Source organism: Pseudomonas sp. MF4836 (assembly GCF_002018875.1).
In the GTDB taxonomy this organism is placed as follows: Bacteria; Pseudomonadota; Gammaproteobacteria; order Pseudomonadales; family Pseudomonadaceae; genus Aquipseudomonas.
On the sequence record NZ_MVOL01000004.1, the window covers coordinates 287,072 to 305,532 of the forward strand.

Annotated in this window: 13 protein-coding genes; 11 read left to right on the top strand and 2 right to left on the bottom strand. The window is 66.5% G+C overall.

All coding sequences use genetic code 11. The annotated features are described in order from the left end of the window. Positions 1 to 12 precede the first annotated feature (12 nt). Positions 13 to 528, bottom strand: a complete 516-nt coding sequence (gene tssB, locus MF4836_RS11490; RefSeq protein WP_078470433.1) for a type VI secretion system contractile sheath small subunit — start codon at positions 526 to 528, stop codon at positions 13 to 15. Positions 529 to 609: 81 nt separating this feature from the next. Beyond that, the gene (gene tssA / locus MF4836_RS11495; protein WP_078470434.1) at positions 610 to 1,632 is read right to left on the bottom strand and encodes a type VI secretion system protein TssA; all 1,023 of its coding nucleotides are present in this window, start codon (positions 1,630 to 1,632) and stop codon (positions 610 to 612) included. 392 nt (positions 1,633 to 2,024) lie between these two features. Here tssA and tagH point away from each other — a divergent pair, with 392 nt between their 5' ends. The 11 genes from tagH (at position 2,025) to MF4836_RS11550 (ending at position 18,424) form a co-directional block, all read left to right on the top strand. Further along, complete coding sequence (gene tagH, locus MF4836_RS11500; RefSeq protein WP_078470435.1) at positions 2,025 to 3,542, top strand: type VI secretion system-associated FHA domain protein TagH; 1,518 nt, start codon at positions 2,025 to 2,027, stop codon at positions 3,540 to 3,542. A 62-nt stretch (positions 3,543 to 3,604) separates the two neighbouring features. Then, positions 3,605 to 4,114, top strand: coding sequence for a type VI secretion system lipoprotein TssJ (gene tssJ / locus MF4836_RS11505; RefSeq protein WP_078470436.1), 510 nt, complete (start codon positions 3,605 to 3,607; stop codon positions 4,112 to 4,114). A 15-nt stretch (positions 4,115 to 4,129) separates the two neighbouring features. Next, positions 4,130 to 5,464 (top strand): type VI secretion system baseplate subunit TssK, encoded by a 1,335-nt coding sequence (gene tssK, locus MF4836_RS11510; protein ID WP_020294506.1) that lies wholly within the window; start codon positions 4,130 to 4,132, stop codon positions 5,462 to 5,464. A gap of 6 nt (positions 5,465 to 5,470) precedes the next feature. Further along, the gene (locus MF4836_RS11515) at positions 5,471 to 6,796 is read left to right on the top strand and encodes a DotU family type VI secretion system protein (RefSeq protein WP_078470437.1); all 1,326 of its coding nucleotides are present in this window, start codon (positions 5,471 to 5,473) and stop codon (positions 6,794 to 6,796) included. Beyond that, a complete protein-coding gene (gene tssM / locus MF4836_RS11520) occupies positions 6,793 to 10,296 on the top strand; it encodes a type VI secretion system membrane subunit TssM (RefSeq protein WP_078470438.1) in 3,504 nt (1,167 codons plus the stop codon). The genes MF4836_RS11515 and tssM overlap by 4 nt, the downstream gene beginning before the upstream one ends. Next, on the top strand, positions 10,293 to 10,946 hold the full coding sequence (gene tagF, locus MF4836_RS11525) for a type VI secretion system-associated protein TagF (RefSeq protein WP_078470439.1): 654 nt from the start codon (positions 10,293 to 10,295) through the stop codon (positions 10,944 to 10,946). Before tssM ends, tagF begins: the two co-directional genes overlap by 4 nt. Before the next feature lies 1 nt (position 10,947). Continuing rightward, the gene (locus MF4836_RS11530) at positions 10,948 to 11,682 is read left to right on the top strand and encodes a PP2C family protein-serine/threonine phosphatase (RefSeq protein WP_078470440.1); all 735 of its coding nucleotides are present in this window, start codon (positions 10,948 to 10,950) and stop codon (positions 11,680 to 11,682) included. A 2-nt stretch (positions 11,683 to 11,684) separates the two neighbouring features. Next, on the top strand, positions 11,685 to 14,804 hold the full coding sequence (locus MF4836_RS11535; RefSeq protein ID WP_078470441.1) for a serine/threonine-protein kinase: 3,120 nt from the start codon (positions 11,685 to 11,687) through the stop codon (positions 14,802 to 14,804). Next, a complete protein-coding gene (locus tag MF4836_RS11540; RefSeq protein WP_078470581.1) occupies positions 14,804 to 15,520 on the top strand; it encodes an ABC transporter ATP-binding protein in 717 nt (238 codons plus the stop codon). The genes MF4836_RS11535 and MF4836_RS11540 overlap by 1 nt, the downstream gene beginning before the upstream one ends. After that, a complete protein-coding gene (locus tag MF4836_RS11545; protein ID WP_078470442.1) occupies positions 15,520 to 16,722 on the top strand; it encodes an ABC transporter permease in 1,203 nt (400 codons plus the stop codon). Before MF4836_RS11540 ends, MF4836_RS11545 begins: the two co-directional genes overlap by 1 nt. Beyond that, positions 16,715 to 18,424 carry a formylglycine-generating enzyme family protein gene (locus tag MF4836_RS11550; protein ID WP_078470443.1) on the top strand — a complete coding sequence of 570 codons (1,710 nt, stop codon included), beginning with the start codon at positions 16,715 to 16,717 and terminating at the stop codon, positions 18,422 to 18,424. The genes MF4836_RS11545 and MF4836_RS11550 overlap by 8 nt, the downstream gene beginning before the upstream one ends. Positions 18,425 to 18,461 lie beyond the last annotated feature (37 nt).

Below are 18,461 nucleotides of genomic sequence, written 5' to 3' on the forward strand. Positions count from 1 at the left end.
CGTAAGTCCTGATTAAGCGTTCGGCTCGGAGTCCGCAGGCTTTGGCGCGCTGGCCAGGGCCTGGAGCAACGCCGGATCCTTGATGGCTTTCATGATGATTTCTTCGGCACCGGTCTTGCCGTCCATGTAGGTCAGCAGGTTGGCCAGCTGGGTACGGGCTTCGAGCAGCTGGTTCAGCGAGTCGACCTTGCGCGCCACGGCGGCCGGGCTGAAGTCGTCCATGCTTTCGAAGGTGATATCCAGGCTCAGGTTGCCTTCGCCGGTCAGTTCGTTGGGTACATGGAACGCGACGCGCGGCTGCATGGCCTTGAGGCGCGAGTCGAAGTTGTCAACGTCGACCTCCAGGAACTTGCGATCCTCAACCGCCGCCAGGGGCTCGGCCGGCTTGCCCGCGAGATCGGCCATCACACCCATGACAAAGGGCAGCTGGACCTTTTTCTCGGCGCCGTAGAGTTCGACGTCGTACTCGATCTGCACGCGGGGCGCACGGTTGCGCGCGATGAACTTCTGAGAACTTTGCTTCGCCACGTTGCTGCTCCTGGTCGCTACTGCGACGGTGTTGGCGTCATCGGTGGTTGCCGTTAACGGGACTGCTTGCTCCGGGCGTGGTTAGTCGCTTTCGGGGCCGCGCAGGTTTTCAAATTGGGACATGCCATCGGGAATCAGGTTGCGCACGATCGACTCGAAGTCGGCGTGCACCAGGTTCTTGGCCCGGTTCAACAGCACGGGCAGCGGGCTCGAAGGCTCATGGCGGCTGTAGTAGGCCAGGAGCCGGTCGAGGCTGCGCAGCACGTCGTCGCGGTTGCCGATCTCGCCCGACACCCGGGGCACGGCGGCCACGGCCAGCGGTTGCCCGGGGGCGTCGGCCACCGGCTCATCGGCGCTGGCCACAGGCGCACTCTCGACGCCTTGCGGGGCGTGCTGACCGAGCACTTGCAGGGCCATTTTCAGCGGCTGCTTGAGGGCCGAAAGATCGACGCCACTGGCCGAACCGACCTGCTCGTTGACCTGTTGTTCGATGGCTTCGGCGGCGCTGCGGGCCTGGTTCAAGGCCGCGCGTACCTGCTCCAGCTGCTCGGGGTCGCTGTCGCGCATGGCCCCGGCCAGGTGATCGGCGCCCAGGGTCTCGCCGGAGAAGCTCTGCAACCCGCTGGCGTTGAACGCCGCCCGCAGGCTGACCGGGCCAAAGGCGCGGGAGCGGGTCAGGATGCTTTCGCGCAGCAGGCGCACGGTGGCGTCCGAGGTCAGGCCAGCCAGGGCGTTGATGCGTACCGTGGGGTCGTTGTTGTCGTCTGCATCCAGGCGCGGGTGCAGGTGCGGCCAGTACTGCAGGAGCAGTTCGCTGATCAGGGTCAGGGACGTGGCCAGGCCCGGCAGGCCTTCAAGGGCCAGGCTGCTTTGCAGGAGCAGTTGGGCGATGCGCAGGTCTTTGCTGCGCGCGAGCAGGTCCAGGCTCTGCTGCTGGACGCTGCGCCAATCGGGCGCTTCGGCAGGCAGGATCGAATCACCCATGCTGCGCTCGGGCTGGCCTTGTGCGGCCCGCTCCAGGTGCAAAAAGTCCGCGTCATATTCCAGGTCTTCGCCACAAGGCGAAGTCTCGGAAATTGCGGCGAGCAGCATTGGCACATCCACCTGTTTCGATCTCCATATCAGCCTGCGGGACAGTCAGGCAATTAGCGCGGAAGTTCTTTGTGAACTGCAGCACATTCTTGCTTATATAGACTCACTGATATTAGTAAGCCATCATCCGTATTCAAGAAGTTGTGCATTTTTGGTGTAGTACTTGTGGCTTGTCAAGGTAAGCTATTCGCCCCGCATGACAGTGATAAGTCTCCAATATCCTGACCTGACTATTGGGTCAGTGTGAGGGACGGTGAGCGGCGTTCTGTCACCTGGGGCGGGCAAATTAAGTGAACGTGCTGGTAAAACCGGCATTGAAAGGATTTTTTCAAAGTTTGCCGGTTTTTTACGGAACTTTTTCCCCGTACCCGGTTCGCAGGCGAAACACCCAGCAAGGAGGCGAGATGTCGCTGTGTTTGACTATCACTAGTTATCACAAGATCACCCCAGGTCAATGCCCCGAGAAAGTAATGGATCGTGGCGTGATATCAATTGGCCGTGCCTCTGATAATGACTGGGTACTTCCCGATCCTGAGCGTTTAGTTTCGGCGCGACATTGCTCTATTCAATACAAGGACGGTCGTTATTATTTAACCGATAACAGCACTAACGGCGTGGAGTTGCTCAACGCCGGTATTCGTCTGCGCCGTGGCAATAGCGAGCCCTTGCAGGATGGCGAGGTCATTCGCATCGGCGATTACGAAATCAGTGCCCGTATCGACTTCAACCTGAACAGCGCCCAGGCCCAGCCGTTCGCGGTGGATTCATCCAACAGTTTTGAAGCCCTGATGGGGCGGCAACAGCCGCTGCCCAGTGCCGCGCCGATTATTCCGAGCGCGCCGGTGGCGCACTTCCAGGGTGGGTCGGCGCTGGACACCATGCCCGACCTGTTCGATTTCCTGAGCCCCACGGCCACGCCGCCTGCCACCCAGCCCGACCATGTGCCGGCCGAGCAGCATGATTTCCGCCCGCCAAGCCCCACCAGCATTCCGGCGCCTGTGGTCGAAGCCCCGCCCGCACCACCGGTGGCGGCTTCGGTGATCCCGGAAGACTGGGACCTGTTTGCCGACACCCCGCTGCCGCGCAGCGAACCCCCCGTGCAATGGCCGCCCCTGGAACCGATCGCGCCACTGCCGACCAGCCTGGCGCCCCAACCGCAACCGCAGATCCAGGCGCCCGCCCAACCGCCGGCGGCGCCGCCTCAGCCCCAGTTGCAGGTGGTTCCGGTGGCCGTGGCAGTCGCCGTGGCGCCGGTGGTGCAACCCGAGCCGCCCGTCAGCGCGCCGGCACCCGTGCCCGAGCCGGTGCCCGCCGCCGTTGCCGCCAGCCCCCAGGCCGATCTGCTGCAGGCTTTTCTGCGCGGTGCCGGCCTGGACCAGTTGCGTATCGACAAGGAGCAGGCCGAGGCGCAGATGGAAAGCATCGGCCGCAGCTACCGGCTGATGGTCGAGGGCCTGATCGATGTGTTGCGCGCCCGCAGCAGCCTCAAGGGCGAGTTCCGCATGCAGCAGACCATGATCCGCCCGGTGGAAAACAACCCGCTCAAATTCGCGCCGAATGTCGATGAAGCCATGTTGCTGATGCTGCGCCACAGCAAGCAGGCGTTCATGGCTCCGGACCAGGCGGTGCAGGACAGCTTCGACGATCTGCGCGCCCACCAACTGGCGGTGATGGCCGGGGTGGAAGCGGCGATCAAGCACCTGTTGCAGCGTTTCGAACCTGCCGAGCTGGAGGCGCGCATGGGCAAGCCCGGTGGTTTGAGCAACCTGTTCAGCGGCTCGCGCCAGGCCCAGTACTGGCAGCAGTTCACCGCGCTCTACAGCCAGATTTCCCGCGAGGCCCAGGACGACTTCCAGGACCTGTTCGGTCGGGAGTTCAGCCGCGCCTACGAAGAACACACCAGCCGGGTACGCCGCTCCTGAGCGCGACCCAACCCCAGCAAACACGGATTCACGGACAGCTGATACGTCATTGAGGACGCAGGATGATTCAACGATTTCTGACATTGGTCGCCATGCTGCTGCTTGCGGCATGTGCCAAGGATGAGGCAGCAGCCCCCGCCGAGGCGGCACCGGATGCGCTCACCACGGCCACCATCGAACTGCATTTTTCCGCCTCCCCCGGGCTCAACCCTGGGCCCGACGGGGTGCCCGCCCCGGTGCGGGTGCGGCTGTTCGAGCTGAAGAATCCGGCGACATTCGCCCGTTCCGACTACTTCGCCCTGGCCGAGCGGGCCCAGGCGACCCTGGGCGCCGACCTGATCGATCAGGACGAAGTGCTGATCCAGCCCGGTGACCAGTTGAACCTGGAGCGCACCCTCGACCCGGCCACACGCCAGATCGGCCTGCTGGTGGGCTATCGCGACGTGGACCGGGCGCAATGGCGCGCGGTGATGAATGTGCCGCCAAGGCAGCGCACCGAATATCAGATCAGCCTCGATGCCCGCGCGATTCGCGGTGTGGTCGCGGCGTCCCCATCCAGCCCTGCCCAATAGGCAATCGGAGCAACCATGTCCTGGAACAATCGCGTGGTCTGGTCGGAAGGCATGTTCATTGGAACCCAGCACTTCCAGCAGCATGACCGTTACCTGGAAAACCTAATCGATGCCCGTAGCCGGCCGTTGTCCGCAGGTGCCTGGGGCTTCTCCGAGCTGCTGATCGACCAGGGCCTGCTGGCCCAGGGCAAGCTGGCGATTGTCTCGGCGCGCGGCCTGTTGCCCGACGGCACGCCGTTCAATATCCCCCATGACGACCTGGCACCGAGCCCGCTGAGCATTGACGACAGCCTGCGCGATGGCCTGGTGTACCTGGCCCTGCCGCTCAAGCGCGCCGGCGCCCGGGACACCGTCGACGAAGGTGAAGAGCTGGGCGCTGCGCGCTACCTGAGCCAGGTGCGCGAGGTGCGTGATGACAACGCGCCGTTCGAAAACCGTGCGCCGGTGGCCGTCGGTTCCCGGGCCTTGCGCCTGCTGACGGTGCAGGACGGCCTGAGCGACTACGCCGCCATCGGCCTGGTGCGGGTCAAGGAAAAGCGTGCCGACCGTGCACTGATCCTCGATGACAGCTACATCCCGCCGGTGCTGGATGTGGCGGCGTCGAAACCGCTGACCGCGTTTCGCAGCGAACTGCTGGGCCTGCTCCATCAGCGTGGCGAAGCCCTGGCCGGGCGAGTAGTGGCCTCGGGGGCGGGCGGTGCCTCGGAAATTGCCGACTTCATGCTGCTGCAACTGGTCAACCGGGCCCAGCCGCTGGTGGCGCACCTGGCCCAGCTCAGCCCGCTGCACCCCGAGCGCTTGTACAGCGAGCTGGTAGGCCTGGCCGGCGAATTTGCCACCTTCTCCAGCGCCGGCCGGCGCCCGGCCGAGTACCCGCAGTACCAGCACGACGAACTGGCGGCGAGCTTCGCCCCGGTGATGCAGGCGCTGCGCGAAGCCTTGTCGATGCTGATCGACAGCAAGGCGACGCCGATTCCGATTGTCGAGAAAGCCTACGGCGTGCACGTGGCGATGCTGGCGGACAAGACCCTGATCGACAACGCCAGCTTCATCCTGGTAGTGCGGGCCGATGTGCCGGGGGAAACCCTGCGCGGGCGCTTCGCCCAGCAGAGCAAGGTCGGCTCGGTGGAGCACATCCGCGATCTGGTCAACCTGCAACTGCCGGGGATCGGCCTGCTGCCGCTGCCGGTGGCGCCGCGGCAGCTGCCGTACCACGCGGGCTCGACCTATTACGAACTCGACCGTGGCAGCGAACACTGGAAACAGCTGATCCATTCCGGTGGTTTTGCGTTCCACGTGGCCGGCGAATTTCCGGGCTTGAACCTGGCCTTCTGGGCCATCCGAGGATAAACCGCGATGCATCCCAACGATGATTCGCCAGGGCAGCCGTCTGCCGCCAACGACCGTACCCAGTTCATGCCGCGTCCCGGTGGCCGTGGCCCGGACAGCTCCCGGCCGGCCGCCGCTGCGGCCCAGCCCCTGGCCATGCCGGCCGCGCCGCCGCTGACCGGCCAGGCCCGGGGCCTGAACCCGCTGGAAAGCGCCGCCGGCCCGTTGCTGGCGCTGTTGACCCGGTTGCGCAGCACCATTGCCCACCCGGCGCCAGCCAGCCTGCGCGCGCAACTGCTGGCCTACCTGCGCCAGTTCGAGGAGCGTGCCGAGGCCGCCGGTGTGGCGCGCAACGATGTGCTGCTGGCGCGTTATGCGCTGTGCACCGCCCTCGATGAAGCGGTGTTGAGCACGCCATGGGGCAGCACCAGCGACTGGGGCAAGCAGAGCCTGCTGATCACCGTGCACAACGAAGCCTGGGGCGGCGAGAAAGTCTTCCAGTTGCTGGAGCACTGCCTGCAAAGCCCGCGCGAACGCCTGTATCTGCTGGAGCTGTTGTACCTGTGCATGTGCCTGGGTTTTGAAGGGCGCTACCGGGTAATGAACGACGGCCGTAGCCAGCTCGAGGCCCTGCGCGAGCGCACGGCCGCGACCATTCGCAGCGCCCGTGGCGAACACGAGCGCGAGCTGTCGCCCCATTGGCGTGGGGTCAGCGTGGCCCGTGATCGCCTGGCGCAATTCATGCCGCCCTGGGTGGGCGTGGCCATCGGCCTGGCGCTGCTGCTGGCGCTGCTGTTCGGCCTGCGCATGAAGCTGGCTTCGGATGCCGAGCCGGTGTTCAAGAATATTCATGCCCTGGGCGAGATCCCGGTGCAGGCCATCGACCGGCCGGTGATTCAGCCCAAGCTGGTGGAGCGTCCGCGACTGGCGGGCTTCCTTGCCGATGAGATCAAGGCCGGGCGGGTGGCGGTGGAAGACGCCGTCGACCGCTCGATCGTGACCATCCGTGGCGACGAACTGTTCGCTTCGGCCAGCGCCGGCATCGTCGATGACTACCAGCCCCTGATGCTGCGCATCGCCGACGCCATCCGCAAGGTCAAGGGCCAGGTGCGGGTTACCGGCCACAGTGACAACCGGCCGATCGCCACTTTGCGCTTCCCGTCCAACTGGAAGCTGTCCCAGGCCCGTGCCGAGTCGGTGTTGCAGATCCTGGCGGCCAAGACCGGGCAACCGGAGCGCTTCAGCGCCGAGGGCCGCAGCGACACCGAGCCATTGGCGTCCAACGCCACCCCGGAAGGGCGTGCGCGTAATCGTCGGGTAGAAATCACTGTGTTGGCGGAGGGGGTCGAGTGAAGGCGTTTTTCAGTTTTGTGATTCGCTGGGTGATCCCGCTGCTGGGCCTGATCGCCTTGAGCCTGATCATCTGGTTTATCGGGCCGCTGCTCGAAGCCCTAGTGCCGGAAGGTCGGCGCTGGGGGTTGATCATTTTCATCTTCGCGGTGTGGATCGCCTACCGGGTGTTTCGCATCATCCAGGCCCGGCGTCATGCGGCCAAGGTCTTGCAAAGCCTGGCCGCCGACACCCCGCCGGACCCGGACAGCGTGGCCACCGCCGAAGAGCTGGCGAGCCTGCGCCAGCGCATGGACGAAGCCCTGGCCCTGTTGAAAAAGGCCAAGCTTGGCGGCGATGAGCGGCGCAACCTGTATGAGCTGCCGTGGTACGTGATCATCGGCCCGCCGGGCTCGGGCAAGACCACCGCGCTGGTCAACTCCGGGCTGCACTTTCCCCTGGCTGCGCAGTTGGGGGCCGGTGCCGTGCGCGGCGTTGGCGGCACCCGCAACTGCGACTGGTGGTTTACCGACCAGGCCGTGCTGCTCGATACCGCCGGGCGCTACACCACCCAGGACAGCCACGCCACGGTGGACAAGGCGGCCTGGCTGGGCTTTCTCAACCTGCTGAAAACCCAGCGTTCACGGCGCCCGATCGATGGCGCCTTCGTCGCCATCAGCCTGTCCGACCTGCTGCTGGGCAGCGACGCCGAACGGGCGGCCCACGCGGCGGCGATCCGTTCGCGGATCCAGGAGCTGTACACCGAGCTGGGCGTGCGTTTCCCGATCTACCTGATGCTGACCAAGCTCGACCTGGTGCCCGGGTTCATGGAGTTCTTTGACTCCCTGAGCAAGGAAGAGCGGGCCCAGGTCTGGGGCATGACCTTCGAGCTGGACGACGGCAAGAGTGGTGACAGCCCGCTGGCGCACCTGCAAAGCGAGTTCGCCGGCCTTGAACAGCGCCTCAACGAGCGTTTGGTCGAGCGCCTGCAACAGGAACGCGACCCGGCGCGGCGTGACCTGATCTACGGCTTCCCGCAGCAGTTCGGGGCGCTCAAGGATTGCCTGCAAAGCTTCCTCGAAGGGGTGTTCAAACCCAATGCCTTCGAAGAGCGGGTCCTGCTGCGCGGGGTGTATTTCACCAGCGGCACCCAGGAAGGCAGCCCCATCGATCGCCTGATCGGCAGCATGGCCCAGAGCATGAACCTGGACCGCCAGCAGTTGGCCCGCCAGACCGGCACCGGCCGCAGCTACTTCATCGAAAAACTGTTCACCGCCGTAGCCTTTGCCGAGCGTGGCCTGGTCGGGGTCAACCCCAAGGTCGAGCGCCGGCGCAAGTGGATCGCCCGTGGCGTGCTGGCCGCGACCGTGGCCCTGGTGCTGGTGGTCAGCACCCTGTGGTGGATCAGCTACCGTGCCAACCAGGCCTACATTGCCCAGGTCGACCAGCGCCTGGCGCCGCTGGGCCCGGTGGTGCAGAACCTCAGCCCGGCCCAGCGCGATGTGCTGGCGGTGCTGCCGCTGCTCAATGCGGTCAAGCACCTGTCCGACGATGCGCCAGGCTGGGCCGAAGGCCTGGGCCTGTATCAGGGCGACATGCTGGAAGCCGAGTCCGGCAGCGTCTACCGCAAGCTGCTGATCGCCGTATTCGCCCCGCGCCTGCTGACCCGGATCGAAGAGCAACTGCACAGCGGCGGCAATTCGGACTTCCTCTACGAAGGCCTCAAGGCCTACCTGATGCTGGCCGACGGCGAGCATTACGATCCGGACTTCATCAAGGCCTGGATCGCCCTGGACTGGGACCGCAGCCTGCCGCGGGACTTGCCGGCCGAGCAGCGCCTGGCCCTGACCGAGCACCTCAAGGCCCTGTTCGACAAACACCCGCCCAATGCGCGCCTGGACCAGCGCCTGATCGACGACCTGCGCCGCCAGTTGCAGCAGTTGCCGGTGGCCCAGCGCGTGTATGACCGGGTCAAGCGCCAGAAACTGCCGGCCAGCGTGCCGGACTTCCGCCTCAGCGACGCCGCCGGGCGCGATGCCGCGCTGGTGTTCACCCGCAAGAGCGGCAAGCCCCTGGGCGAACCCCTGAGCGGCCTGTTCACGGCCAAGGGTTACCGCGAAGGCTTCCTCCTGGCCAGCCTCAATCAGGCCGGCACCCTGGCGGAAGAGCAGTGGGTACTGGGCCGCGACCAGGCCGACCAGCAGAACGTCGCCAGCCTGGCGGCGGATGTGCGTCGCCTGTATTTCCAGGACTACCTGCGCCAGTGGGATGCCTTGCTGGCGGACATCGATTTTGTCCCGATCACCAGCGTGGCCCAGGCCGCCGACGTGCTGCGGATCATCTCCGGGCCGACCTCGCCGCTGAAAAAGCTGCTGGTGGCGGTGGCCAAGGAAACCGATCTGCAGCAGGAAGAACGCCTGATCGCCGCCCAGGGCCAGAAGGTCGACGGGGGCGTCGACCAGCTCAAGCAACGCCTGGGTTCGCTGCTGGGCCAGGAGCAGGCGGCCGGCACCCAGCCTGCGGCGGCCAGCGAGGACCCGGTGAGCACGCACTTTGCCGACCTCAACAGCCTGGTGACCAAGGGTGAAGGTGAACCGGCGGCCATCGACGGCCTGCTGGCGGACATGAACGCGCTGTATGTGCAGGTCAGCGCCATGGTCGGTGCCAGCGGCGACGCGTTGCTGGGCGAGGCCAAAAACCAGGCCAGCGCTGCGGCCAACCGGGTCAGCCTGACCGCCGAGCGCCAGCCGCCGCTGGTCCAGGGGCTGGTCAAGTCGGTGGTCACCTCCACCACCAATACGGTGATGGGCGGCGTGCGCAACCAGTTGAACGCGGCCTGGGTCAGCGAGGTGGTGAACGTTTATCGCCAGTCCCTGAGCGGGCGTTATCCGATGTCGCCCGGCAGTGCGCGGGACGCCACTCTGGATGACTTCGGCCAGTTCTTCGGGGTGGGCGGGGTGATGGACAACTACTTCCGCAAGTACCTGCAACCCTACGTCGACACCTCCGCGGCCACCTGGCGCTGGCAGCCGGGCGCGGCGCAGAAGCTCGGGATCGCCCCGGGCGTGCTGCAGACCTTCCAGCGCGCGGCGAGCATTCGTGATGCGTTCTTCCGTTCCGGCGGCACCTCGCCAGCGGTGCGTTTCGAACTCAAGCCGGTGGCAATGGACGCCAGCATCAGCCAGTTCCTGCTCGACCTCGACGGCCAGCAATTGAGCTATGACCACGGCCCGAGCCGGCCGGTGGCCATGCAGTGGCCGAACCCGGGCAGCATCGGCGTGGTGCGGCTGTCGATCATGCCGCCGTCGGCCAACGGTCGCTCCGGCGTCACCCTGGACGGCCCCTGGGCCTGGTTCCGCCTGCTGGAGCAGTCGGACCTGACCGCTGGCAATTCGCCGGACCGCTTCAACCTGCGGCTGCGCATCGATGGCGCGAGCATCTCCTACGAGTTGCGCGCCAACAGCGCCTTCAACCCGTTCAAGAGCCGTGTGCTCAGCGGCTTCAGCTTGCCGGAGCGGCTATGACGACCCAGGGCTTCTACGGCAAATTGGCCAGCCGGGGCGACTTTGTCAGTCGCGGCTTGCCCCAGGGCTTTATCGGCCCCTGGGACAGCTGGCTGGCGGCCGGGTTGCTGGCCAGCCAGCAGACCCTGGGCAGCGAGTGGCTCAATGCTTATCTGGTCAGCCCGCTGTGGCGCTTCGCTCTGGCGCCGGGGGTGTGTGGCGCCCAGGCGGCGGTTGGCGTGGTGATGCCGAGCATCGACCGGGTCGGGCGCTATTTCCCCCTGACCATCGCGGCCCTGCTCGATCACGACAGCGACCTGGCGTCCCTGGTGGTGGGCCCGGACCTGTGGTTCGAGCACGTCGAGGAGTTGCTGTTGGGCACCCTGGATGAAGACGCCAGTTTCGAAGCCCTGGAGCAGGCGATGCAGGACCTGCCAGCCCCCGCTGCGACGCCGAAAGTGCCGGGCAGCCGCTTTGCCGGTTTGCAGCAATTTGCCGTCAGCGAGCCTCGGGAGCGCGGCGCCGTGCTCGCGGCCCAGGCTTGCGAGGGCATGAGTTTCTGGTGGGGCCGTGGGTCGCAGAGCATCAGCCCGATGCTGTTGCGTTGCCCGGGTTTGCCGCCAGCCAATGATTTCGCGCAGTTTCTGCTCGGACAAGAAGGTGCCGTCTAACATGCGCTCAGCGCCTCAACTGTCCTACCAGTCCGCGAGCTACAGCCACGTGGGCATGGTGCGCAAAATCAATGAAGACGCTTTTCTCGAAGCCCCGGAAACCGGCCTATGGCTGGTGGCCGACGGCATGGGTGGGCACGCCGCCGGCGATTACGTCAGCAGCCTGATCGTCGACAGCCTGCGCCGGATTCCGGCCGGCGACAGCCTCGAGGCTTACGTCGCGGCCCTGCGCAACGGCCTGGCGGCGGTCAATGCCGCCGTGCGTGAAGAAACCGCCAACCGTGGGGTGAACATGATGGGCAGCACCGTGGTCCTGCTGGCCGTGCGCGGTGCCCGCGGCGTGTGCCTGTGGGCCGGTGACAGCCGCCTGTATCGCCTGCGCGACGGCCAGCTCGACGCCATCTCCCGCGATCACAGCTACGTCCAGGACCTGCAGGACAGTGGCCTGCTCAGCGAGGCCGAGGCTCGGGTTCACCCGCGGGCCAATATCGTGACCCGCGCGGTGGGCGTCGAGGCGCACCTGGAATTGTCCCAGGTCGACCTGCAGGTGCAGGCCGGCGACAGTTTCCTGCTGTGCAGCGACGGCCTGAACAAGACCGCCGAAGACCACGAATTGCGCGATGTGCTGTGCCACACCGACCCCCATGACGTGGTACGCAGCCTGATCCACCTGGGCCTGACCCGGGGCGCCCCGGACAACATCACCGCCATTGTGGTCAAGGCCGCAGGACACTAACCATGGAACTACTGATTCCCGGCTACGACATCCAGGGCGAAATCGGCGAAGGCGCGATGGCCACGGTGTACCTGGCGACCCAGCGGTCCCTGGAGCGCAAGGTGGCGCTCAAGGTCATGGCTGCGGCGCTGGCGGCCGACCCGAGTTTCTGCGAGCGCTTCCTGCGTGAAGGCAGGACCCTGGCGCGCCTGTCGCACCCCAATACCGTGACCATCCATGACATCGGCAATGTCGACGCCCTGTACTACATGGCCATGGAGTACCTGCCCAACGGCACGCTCAAGGAGCGCATCGCCGCCGGCCTGACCCCGGAGCAGGGCCTGGTCTACATCCGCCAGATCGCCTCGGCCCTGGGCTATGCCCACGCCCAGGGGCTGGTGCACCGCGATGTGAAGCCGGCGAACATCCTGTTTCGCGCCGACGGTACGGCCGTGCTTTCGGACTTCGGCATCGCCAAGTCCCTGGACGATCGCACCCAGTTCACCCAGGCCGGCTTTGCCGTAGGCACCCCGAGCTACATGAGCCCGGAACAGGCCCGGGGCCAGGAGATCGACGGCCGCGCCGACCTCTATGCACTGGGGGTGGTGCTGTATGAAATCCTGGTCGGCAAGTTGCCCTATAACGGCAACGATGCGCTGTCCACGGCCCTGGCCCACCTGACCGAACCGCTGCCGGAGCTGCCCCTGCACCACGGCCGCTATCAACACATCCTGAGCAAGCTGCTGGCCAAGGACCCGAACGAGCGCTACCCGGACGCCGCCGCCTTGCTCATCGCCCTGGACAACCTGCCGCCGGTGGTCGAGGAGGTCGAGGCGACGCTGATCCAGCCCCTGCAACTGCGGCCGCTGGAGTCATTGCCCAGTAACGACCTGGCCGGGCTGACCCCGGTGTCGATCGAGATCCCGCAGCAGGCACCGCCGGCCAAGCCTGCGCCGCCGGTGGTGCCACCGGAGCGGCCATCCGAGCCGCCCCGCGCCGCGCCGCCACCGCCCAGGAGCGCCGCTGCGGCGCAGTCCCGTGGTCCACGTTTGGCCCTGGCGGGGGTGGCGGTGGCCGTCGCCCTGGCCGTGGCCGGCGCTGGTTACTGGTGGCTGAGCGGTGACAGCAAGGACCCGGTGAGCAAGACCCAGGCTTCGACAGCCGTCGGCCAGGGCTCAGCTAGCCCGAGTTCGGGCAGTCCGAGCCCAGGCAGCGTGCCGCCGGCGAACCGGAATCAGACCCAGGTGCAGCCAGGCACGCCTGTTGCGGACGTCGATGGCGGCCAGCGGCCACTGTTGATGCCGGGCAAGAAGACCCTGTTCCAGCGCGTGCTGAGCAAGCCTGAGGCACGTTTTTCCGAGGCCCCGGGTGCGGTGCCGGGCAAGGCGTTGCCGGCGTTTTCCGTGCTGTATGTCTACCAGCGCAAAACCGTGGACGGCAGCCCCTGGCTGCGGGTCGGCGCCGCCAGCGACGGGCGCAGTGCCGGCTGGTTGCCAGAGAGCCAAGTCAGCGACTGGAAGCAGAGCCTGGTGCTCAAGTTCACCGAACGCTCCGGCCGCGCGCCGGTGATGTTCGTGCGCCAGGCCAGCGAGCTGGAACGCTTGCTGGCCGACCCTTCTGCGGCGAAAAACCTGCTGCTGCGGGCGCAGAAAAACCCGGCTGACGAGCAGCAGGTACTGGCCCTGGAGCCGGGCGCGAGCGCGGTGCCCCAGGAGCAGTTCTACCTGCTGCCGATTTTCGAATCCCGCGAGAGCTTCGACGAAAACGGCCAGCCGGTGCAGCTGCTCAACATCGCCTCGATCGACCCCGGCAGTACCTCGCCTGCGCTCAGCAGCCAGCAGCCGGCCGCCGCCCGAAAAGCGCCGGCCGATGCCTTCCGTACGGCGGTGGTGCTGGTGGTGGACACCACGGTGTCGATGCAGCCCTATATCGACCAGGTGCGCGATGTGGTGCACGAGCTGCAAACCCGGATTGCCGAACGCGGCGAGCTGGACAGCGTCAGCTTCGGCCTGGTGGGCTTTCGCAACAGCACCAAAAAGACCCCGGGCCTGGAGTACGTTTCCAAGACCCTGATCACCCTCGATCAGGGGCGCGACCCCAAGCGCTTCATGGAGCTGGCGGGGCAGGTCAAGGCGTCCCAGGTGTCGAGCCATTCGTTCAACGAAGACGCGTTTGCCGGGGTGATGCAGGCGGTCGAGGGCATGGACTGGTCCGGCTACGGCGGGCGCCTGATCCTGCTGGTGACCGACGCCGGGGCCCTGCGCAAGAACGACCCGTTTGCCGCGACCCAGATGAACGAGGCCGAAGTGCGTCAGGCGGCGCTGGGCAAGCAGATCAAAATCTACGCCCTGCACCTGCGCTCCGACGCCGGCAAGAAAACCCACAGCGGCGCCGAGACCCAGTACCGGACCCTGACCGCCGACGCCAACCCGCAGATCGGCGATCTGTACATCCCGGTGCCCGGCGGCGATGTGCGCAAGTTCGGCGAACGGGTCGACGAGATCGGTTCGGTGTTCGCCAACCTGGTGCACCAGGTGCGCAGCAACCAGCCGCAAGCCGTGCCGGTACTGGCCGCGGCGCCGAGCCTCAGTGAGAAGTCGGCGGCCATCGGCTACGCCATGCACATGGACTTCCTCGGCCGCAAGACCGCGAGTCAGGCGCCCCAGCTGGTCAGTGCCTGGACCGCCGACCGTGATCTGACCAACCCGGCGCTGCCGGCGTTCCAGGTGTGCGTGATGCTGACCAAGTTGCAGCTCAATGACCTGCAACAGTCGCTGAAACTGATCGTCGACGCGGCGCGCAAGACCCAGACCTCGCCCAAGAACTTCTTCCAGGAAATCGCCAGCGCCAGTGCCTACATGAGTCGCGATCCGGCGGCCCTGAAAAAAGGCGGCAACCTGGCCGACGGCGGCGTGCTGGGTGAGTACCTGGAAGGCCTGCCGTATCGCAGCAAATCGCTGAGCATGACCCAGGACCTGTGGCTGTCCCTGAGCGTGGCCGAGCAGGAAGATTTCATCGATGAGCTGGACTCGAAAATCCGCCTCTACGAAACCTTCCACAACGACCTGGCCAACTGGGTGCGCTTCGGTGATGCCGAGCCGGGCGACGCCTTGTACCGCGTTCCGTTGTCGACGCTGCCATGATGCTCAACCTCGGCGATGTGCGTAAAAGCCGTGGCACGGGTAGCCAGCGCTACAGCCTGGTGATCCCGCGTCTGCAATTGCACGCCGGCGAACAACTGGCGGTGGTCGGGCCCAGCGGCTGCGGCAAAAGCACCTTGCTCGACCTGCTGGCCCTGGTGCTGGCGCCGGACCGGGCGGCACGTTTCGAGTTCGCGCCGGGCCGTGAGGCCCTGGACATCGCCGCGATCTGGCGCGCCTCGGGGCAGAACCCGCTGGCTGCGCTGCGCAGCCGGCACCTGGGTTATGTGCTGCAAACCGGTGGCCTGCTGGGGTTTCTCGATGTGCGGGCGAACATCGGTTTGTCCCGCAGCCTGCTGGGGCTGGCCGACGACGGTGTGGTGCGGCGCCTGGCCGAGCAGCTGGAAATTGCCGATCAGTTGCACAAGAAACCGGCGGCCTTGTCCGTCGGGCAACGCCAGCGGGTCAGTTGCGCCCGGGCCCTGGCCCACGGCCCGCAGTTGCTGCTGGCCGATGAACCGACCGCCGCCCTCGACCCGCTGAATGCGGCGCGGGTGATGCAGCTTTTGCTGAGCCGGGCGCGGGACCAGGGTACCTGCTGCGTGATCACCACCCATGACGAAGTCCTGGCGCGCAACAGCGGCTTGCAAATCCGCCGCATCGCCTGCCAGCGCGACGCCGATGGCGGGGTCACCGCGACCCTCGGGGAGGCCTGCTGATGCGCAGCTCCCTGGCGGCGTCCCTGGCCTGGCAGGATTACCGCGCCGACACCTGGCTCTCGGCCTGTTCGGTGCTGGCCCTGGTGGCGGTGATCGCGCCGTTGATGGTGCTGTTCGGGCTCAAGTTCGGCCTGGTCAGCAGCCTCACCGAGCGCCTGCAGAACGACCCGACGGTGCGCGAGATCATCCCCCTGGGCGGCGGGCGTTTCAGTGCCGAATTCATCGAGCGCCTGGGGCAGCGGGTGGACGTGGCCTTTGCCTTGCCGCGCACCCGGCAGATCGCGGCCACGGCCGATCTGGCGGTGTCCGCCAGCGGCCCCGGGCTGACCGTGGAAATGATCCCCAGCGCGCCCACCGATCCCTTGCTCGGCGGCCTCAAGGCGCCCGAGGGCCTGAGCGGCGTGCTGCTCAGCCAGACCGCCGCTGAGAAGCTCGGGGTCCGGGCCGGCGATTGGCTTCAGGCCAGCTTTGGCCGGCAGGTGGCCGGGCGCAGCGAGTCGCAGCGGACCCGGGTGCAGGTGCAGGGCATATTGCCCCTGGAAGCATTCCAGCGCGATGCCCTGTTTGCGCCGCTGGTGCTGCTGGAAGCCGCCGAGGATTACCGCGATGGCCGCGCCGTGGCCGCATTGGGCTGGACCGGCGAAGCCCCGGGCGCCGCGGCGCAGCGGGTGTACCCGGGGTTTCGCCTGTATGCCCGCAGCCTGGATGACGTCGAGCCACTGCGCCTGTACTTCGCCGAACGCGGGCTGCTGGTGTCGACCCAGGCGCAGACAATCGCTCAGGTGCAGTCACTGAGCCGCAACCTATCGATCGTTTTCTGGGTCATAGCCGGGCTGGCCCTGGCGGGGGCCTTTGCGGCGATCTTCGCCGGGGCCCTGGCGGCGGTCGCGCGCAAGCGCCGCGAGTTGTCGGTGCTGCGCCTGCTGGGGTTCTCCACCGCCGCGCTGTTGCTGTTCGTGGTGGCCCAGGCGTTGTACAGCGCCGGGTTTGCCGCGCTGTTGAGCGGGCTGCTGTACGCCCTGGCCGAAACCGGCCTGAACCGTTTGTTTATGCAGGTGCCGGGCGAATACGCCAGCCACCTGTTACCGGCGCACTACGCGCTGGCCCTGTTCGCGACGCTGGGCGTCAGCACCGTGGCGGCAGCCCTGGGTGGCTGGCGCGTATCGCGCATTGAAGCGTGTGAAGGAATTCGAGATGTATAAGTTGCTGAGTGCCGCGCTGGCCCTGACCCTGACCGGCGCCGTGTGGGCCGACGAGGTCAACAAGCTGGACAACCCCAAGCCGTTGCCGGACGACGTCAGCCTGCCGCTGCCGTGCGACGGCGAGATGGTGTTCCGTTACGTGTACGTGCTGGCCCAGGGCACCCTCGACGACCGCGAGATCAGCCTCGGCTACCCCTTCAGCGAAGGCGAGGCGGGGTATCAGCAGTCATTTATTTCCGGCTACCGCCGCGACTTCATCAACGGCCAGTTCACCGTCAAGGACCTGCCTTCGAGCTGGAGCAAGAGCATCGCCTCGGGGTTGCCCAAATCCGGGGCCGGGATCCCGCTCAAGCCGATGCTGTATTTCATCGGCAAATACGAAGTGACGGCGCGCCAGTACGCCCAGGTCATGGCCCAGGCTCAGTCCCTGGCCAGCGGCGAACCGGCCCCGGCCTGCGAAGCGCCCGAAGGCATGCAGGGGCGCTTGCCCAAGGTCAAACTCTCGCGCTTTGAGGCCGAGCGCTTTGCCGCGGTGTACAGCGCCTGGCTGATGAAGTACCACCGTGACCTGCTGCCGGTCAGCGGCCGGGGCACCGCCAGCGAAGACGGCGGCCTGGGCTTTGTGCGGCTGCCGACCGAGGTCGAGTGGGAATACGCCGCCCGTGGTGGCCAGGCCGTGAGCCGCCAGGACCTGGAGGGACGCCTGTTCCCCCGGCGCCTGGAAGGCAGCGATAGCGACGGCCCGCTGGCGGACTGGGCAGTGTTCAACCAGGTGGCGGGCGGCACCGGGCAAGCCGCGCGGCTGATGCCGATCGGCACCAAGCTGCCCAACCCTATCGGCATGTTCGACGTGATCGGCAACGCCGCCGAGATGGTCCAGGAGTCCTTCCAGCTGGTCCACTCCGGGCGTCGCCAGGGCACCTATGGCGGCTTCGTGGTCAAGGGCGGCAACTACCTTGAAGGCGAGGGCACGCTGTTCACCGGCATGCGCCGCGAATACCCGTTGTTCGCCGCCGATGGCACCGAGCAGAGCAACGAGACCACCGGTTTTCGTGTGGCCCTGGGGGCCCTGGCGGCGCCGCGCTCGCGCTACAAGGAGCTGTTCGCCCAGTGGCAGAAAGAGGGCCGCCTGGCGTCCCTGACCGATGCCATCGATGACGCCCAGGACCCCACCAAGCGCCTGGACAGCATCATCGCCGCCAGCGTCGACCCGCGCCTGCAGGCCGAATTGGGGCTGGTCAACGAAGAGCTCAAGCGCAATGTCTCGCTGATCGCCCAGCAGCGCGAAGAGGCCGCCGGCAACCTGATCCAGTCCTCGGCGCTGGTGGCCGAGACCATCAATAACTACAACATCCGCCTGACCAACCTGAAGAAGAGCCAGCAGCAGGCTGTCGACGCCAAGGACGAGCCCAGCGCCAAGCTGTTCGCCGAAGCCATCGACAACGGCCGCAGCGCACTCGACGGCGCGGTGGCGATCTACATCGACAACCTGGCCACCGGCACCCGCTACACCGACGCGGTGATCCAGGCGCAGTTTCAACGCATCAAGGAAGAACTGAATCGCAAGCCGGTGCTCGGCAAGAGCCTGGTGACGCGCGCAACCCTATTCGTTCGTCATGTCGGGAATTATCGCCAGCAACGGCGAGCCGATCCGGCGACGATTTTGAAAGAACTGCTCGCATCGACCGCTCAGAAACCGTGAGCGGACGCTGTCTGGCGAGCTTGGAGGGTCTCGGACG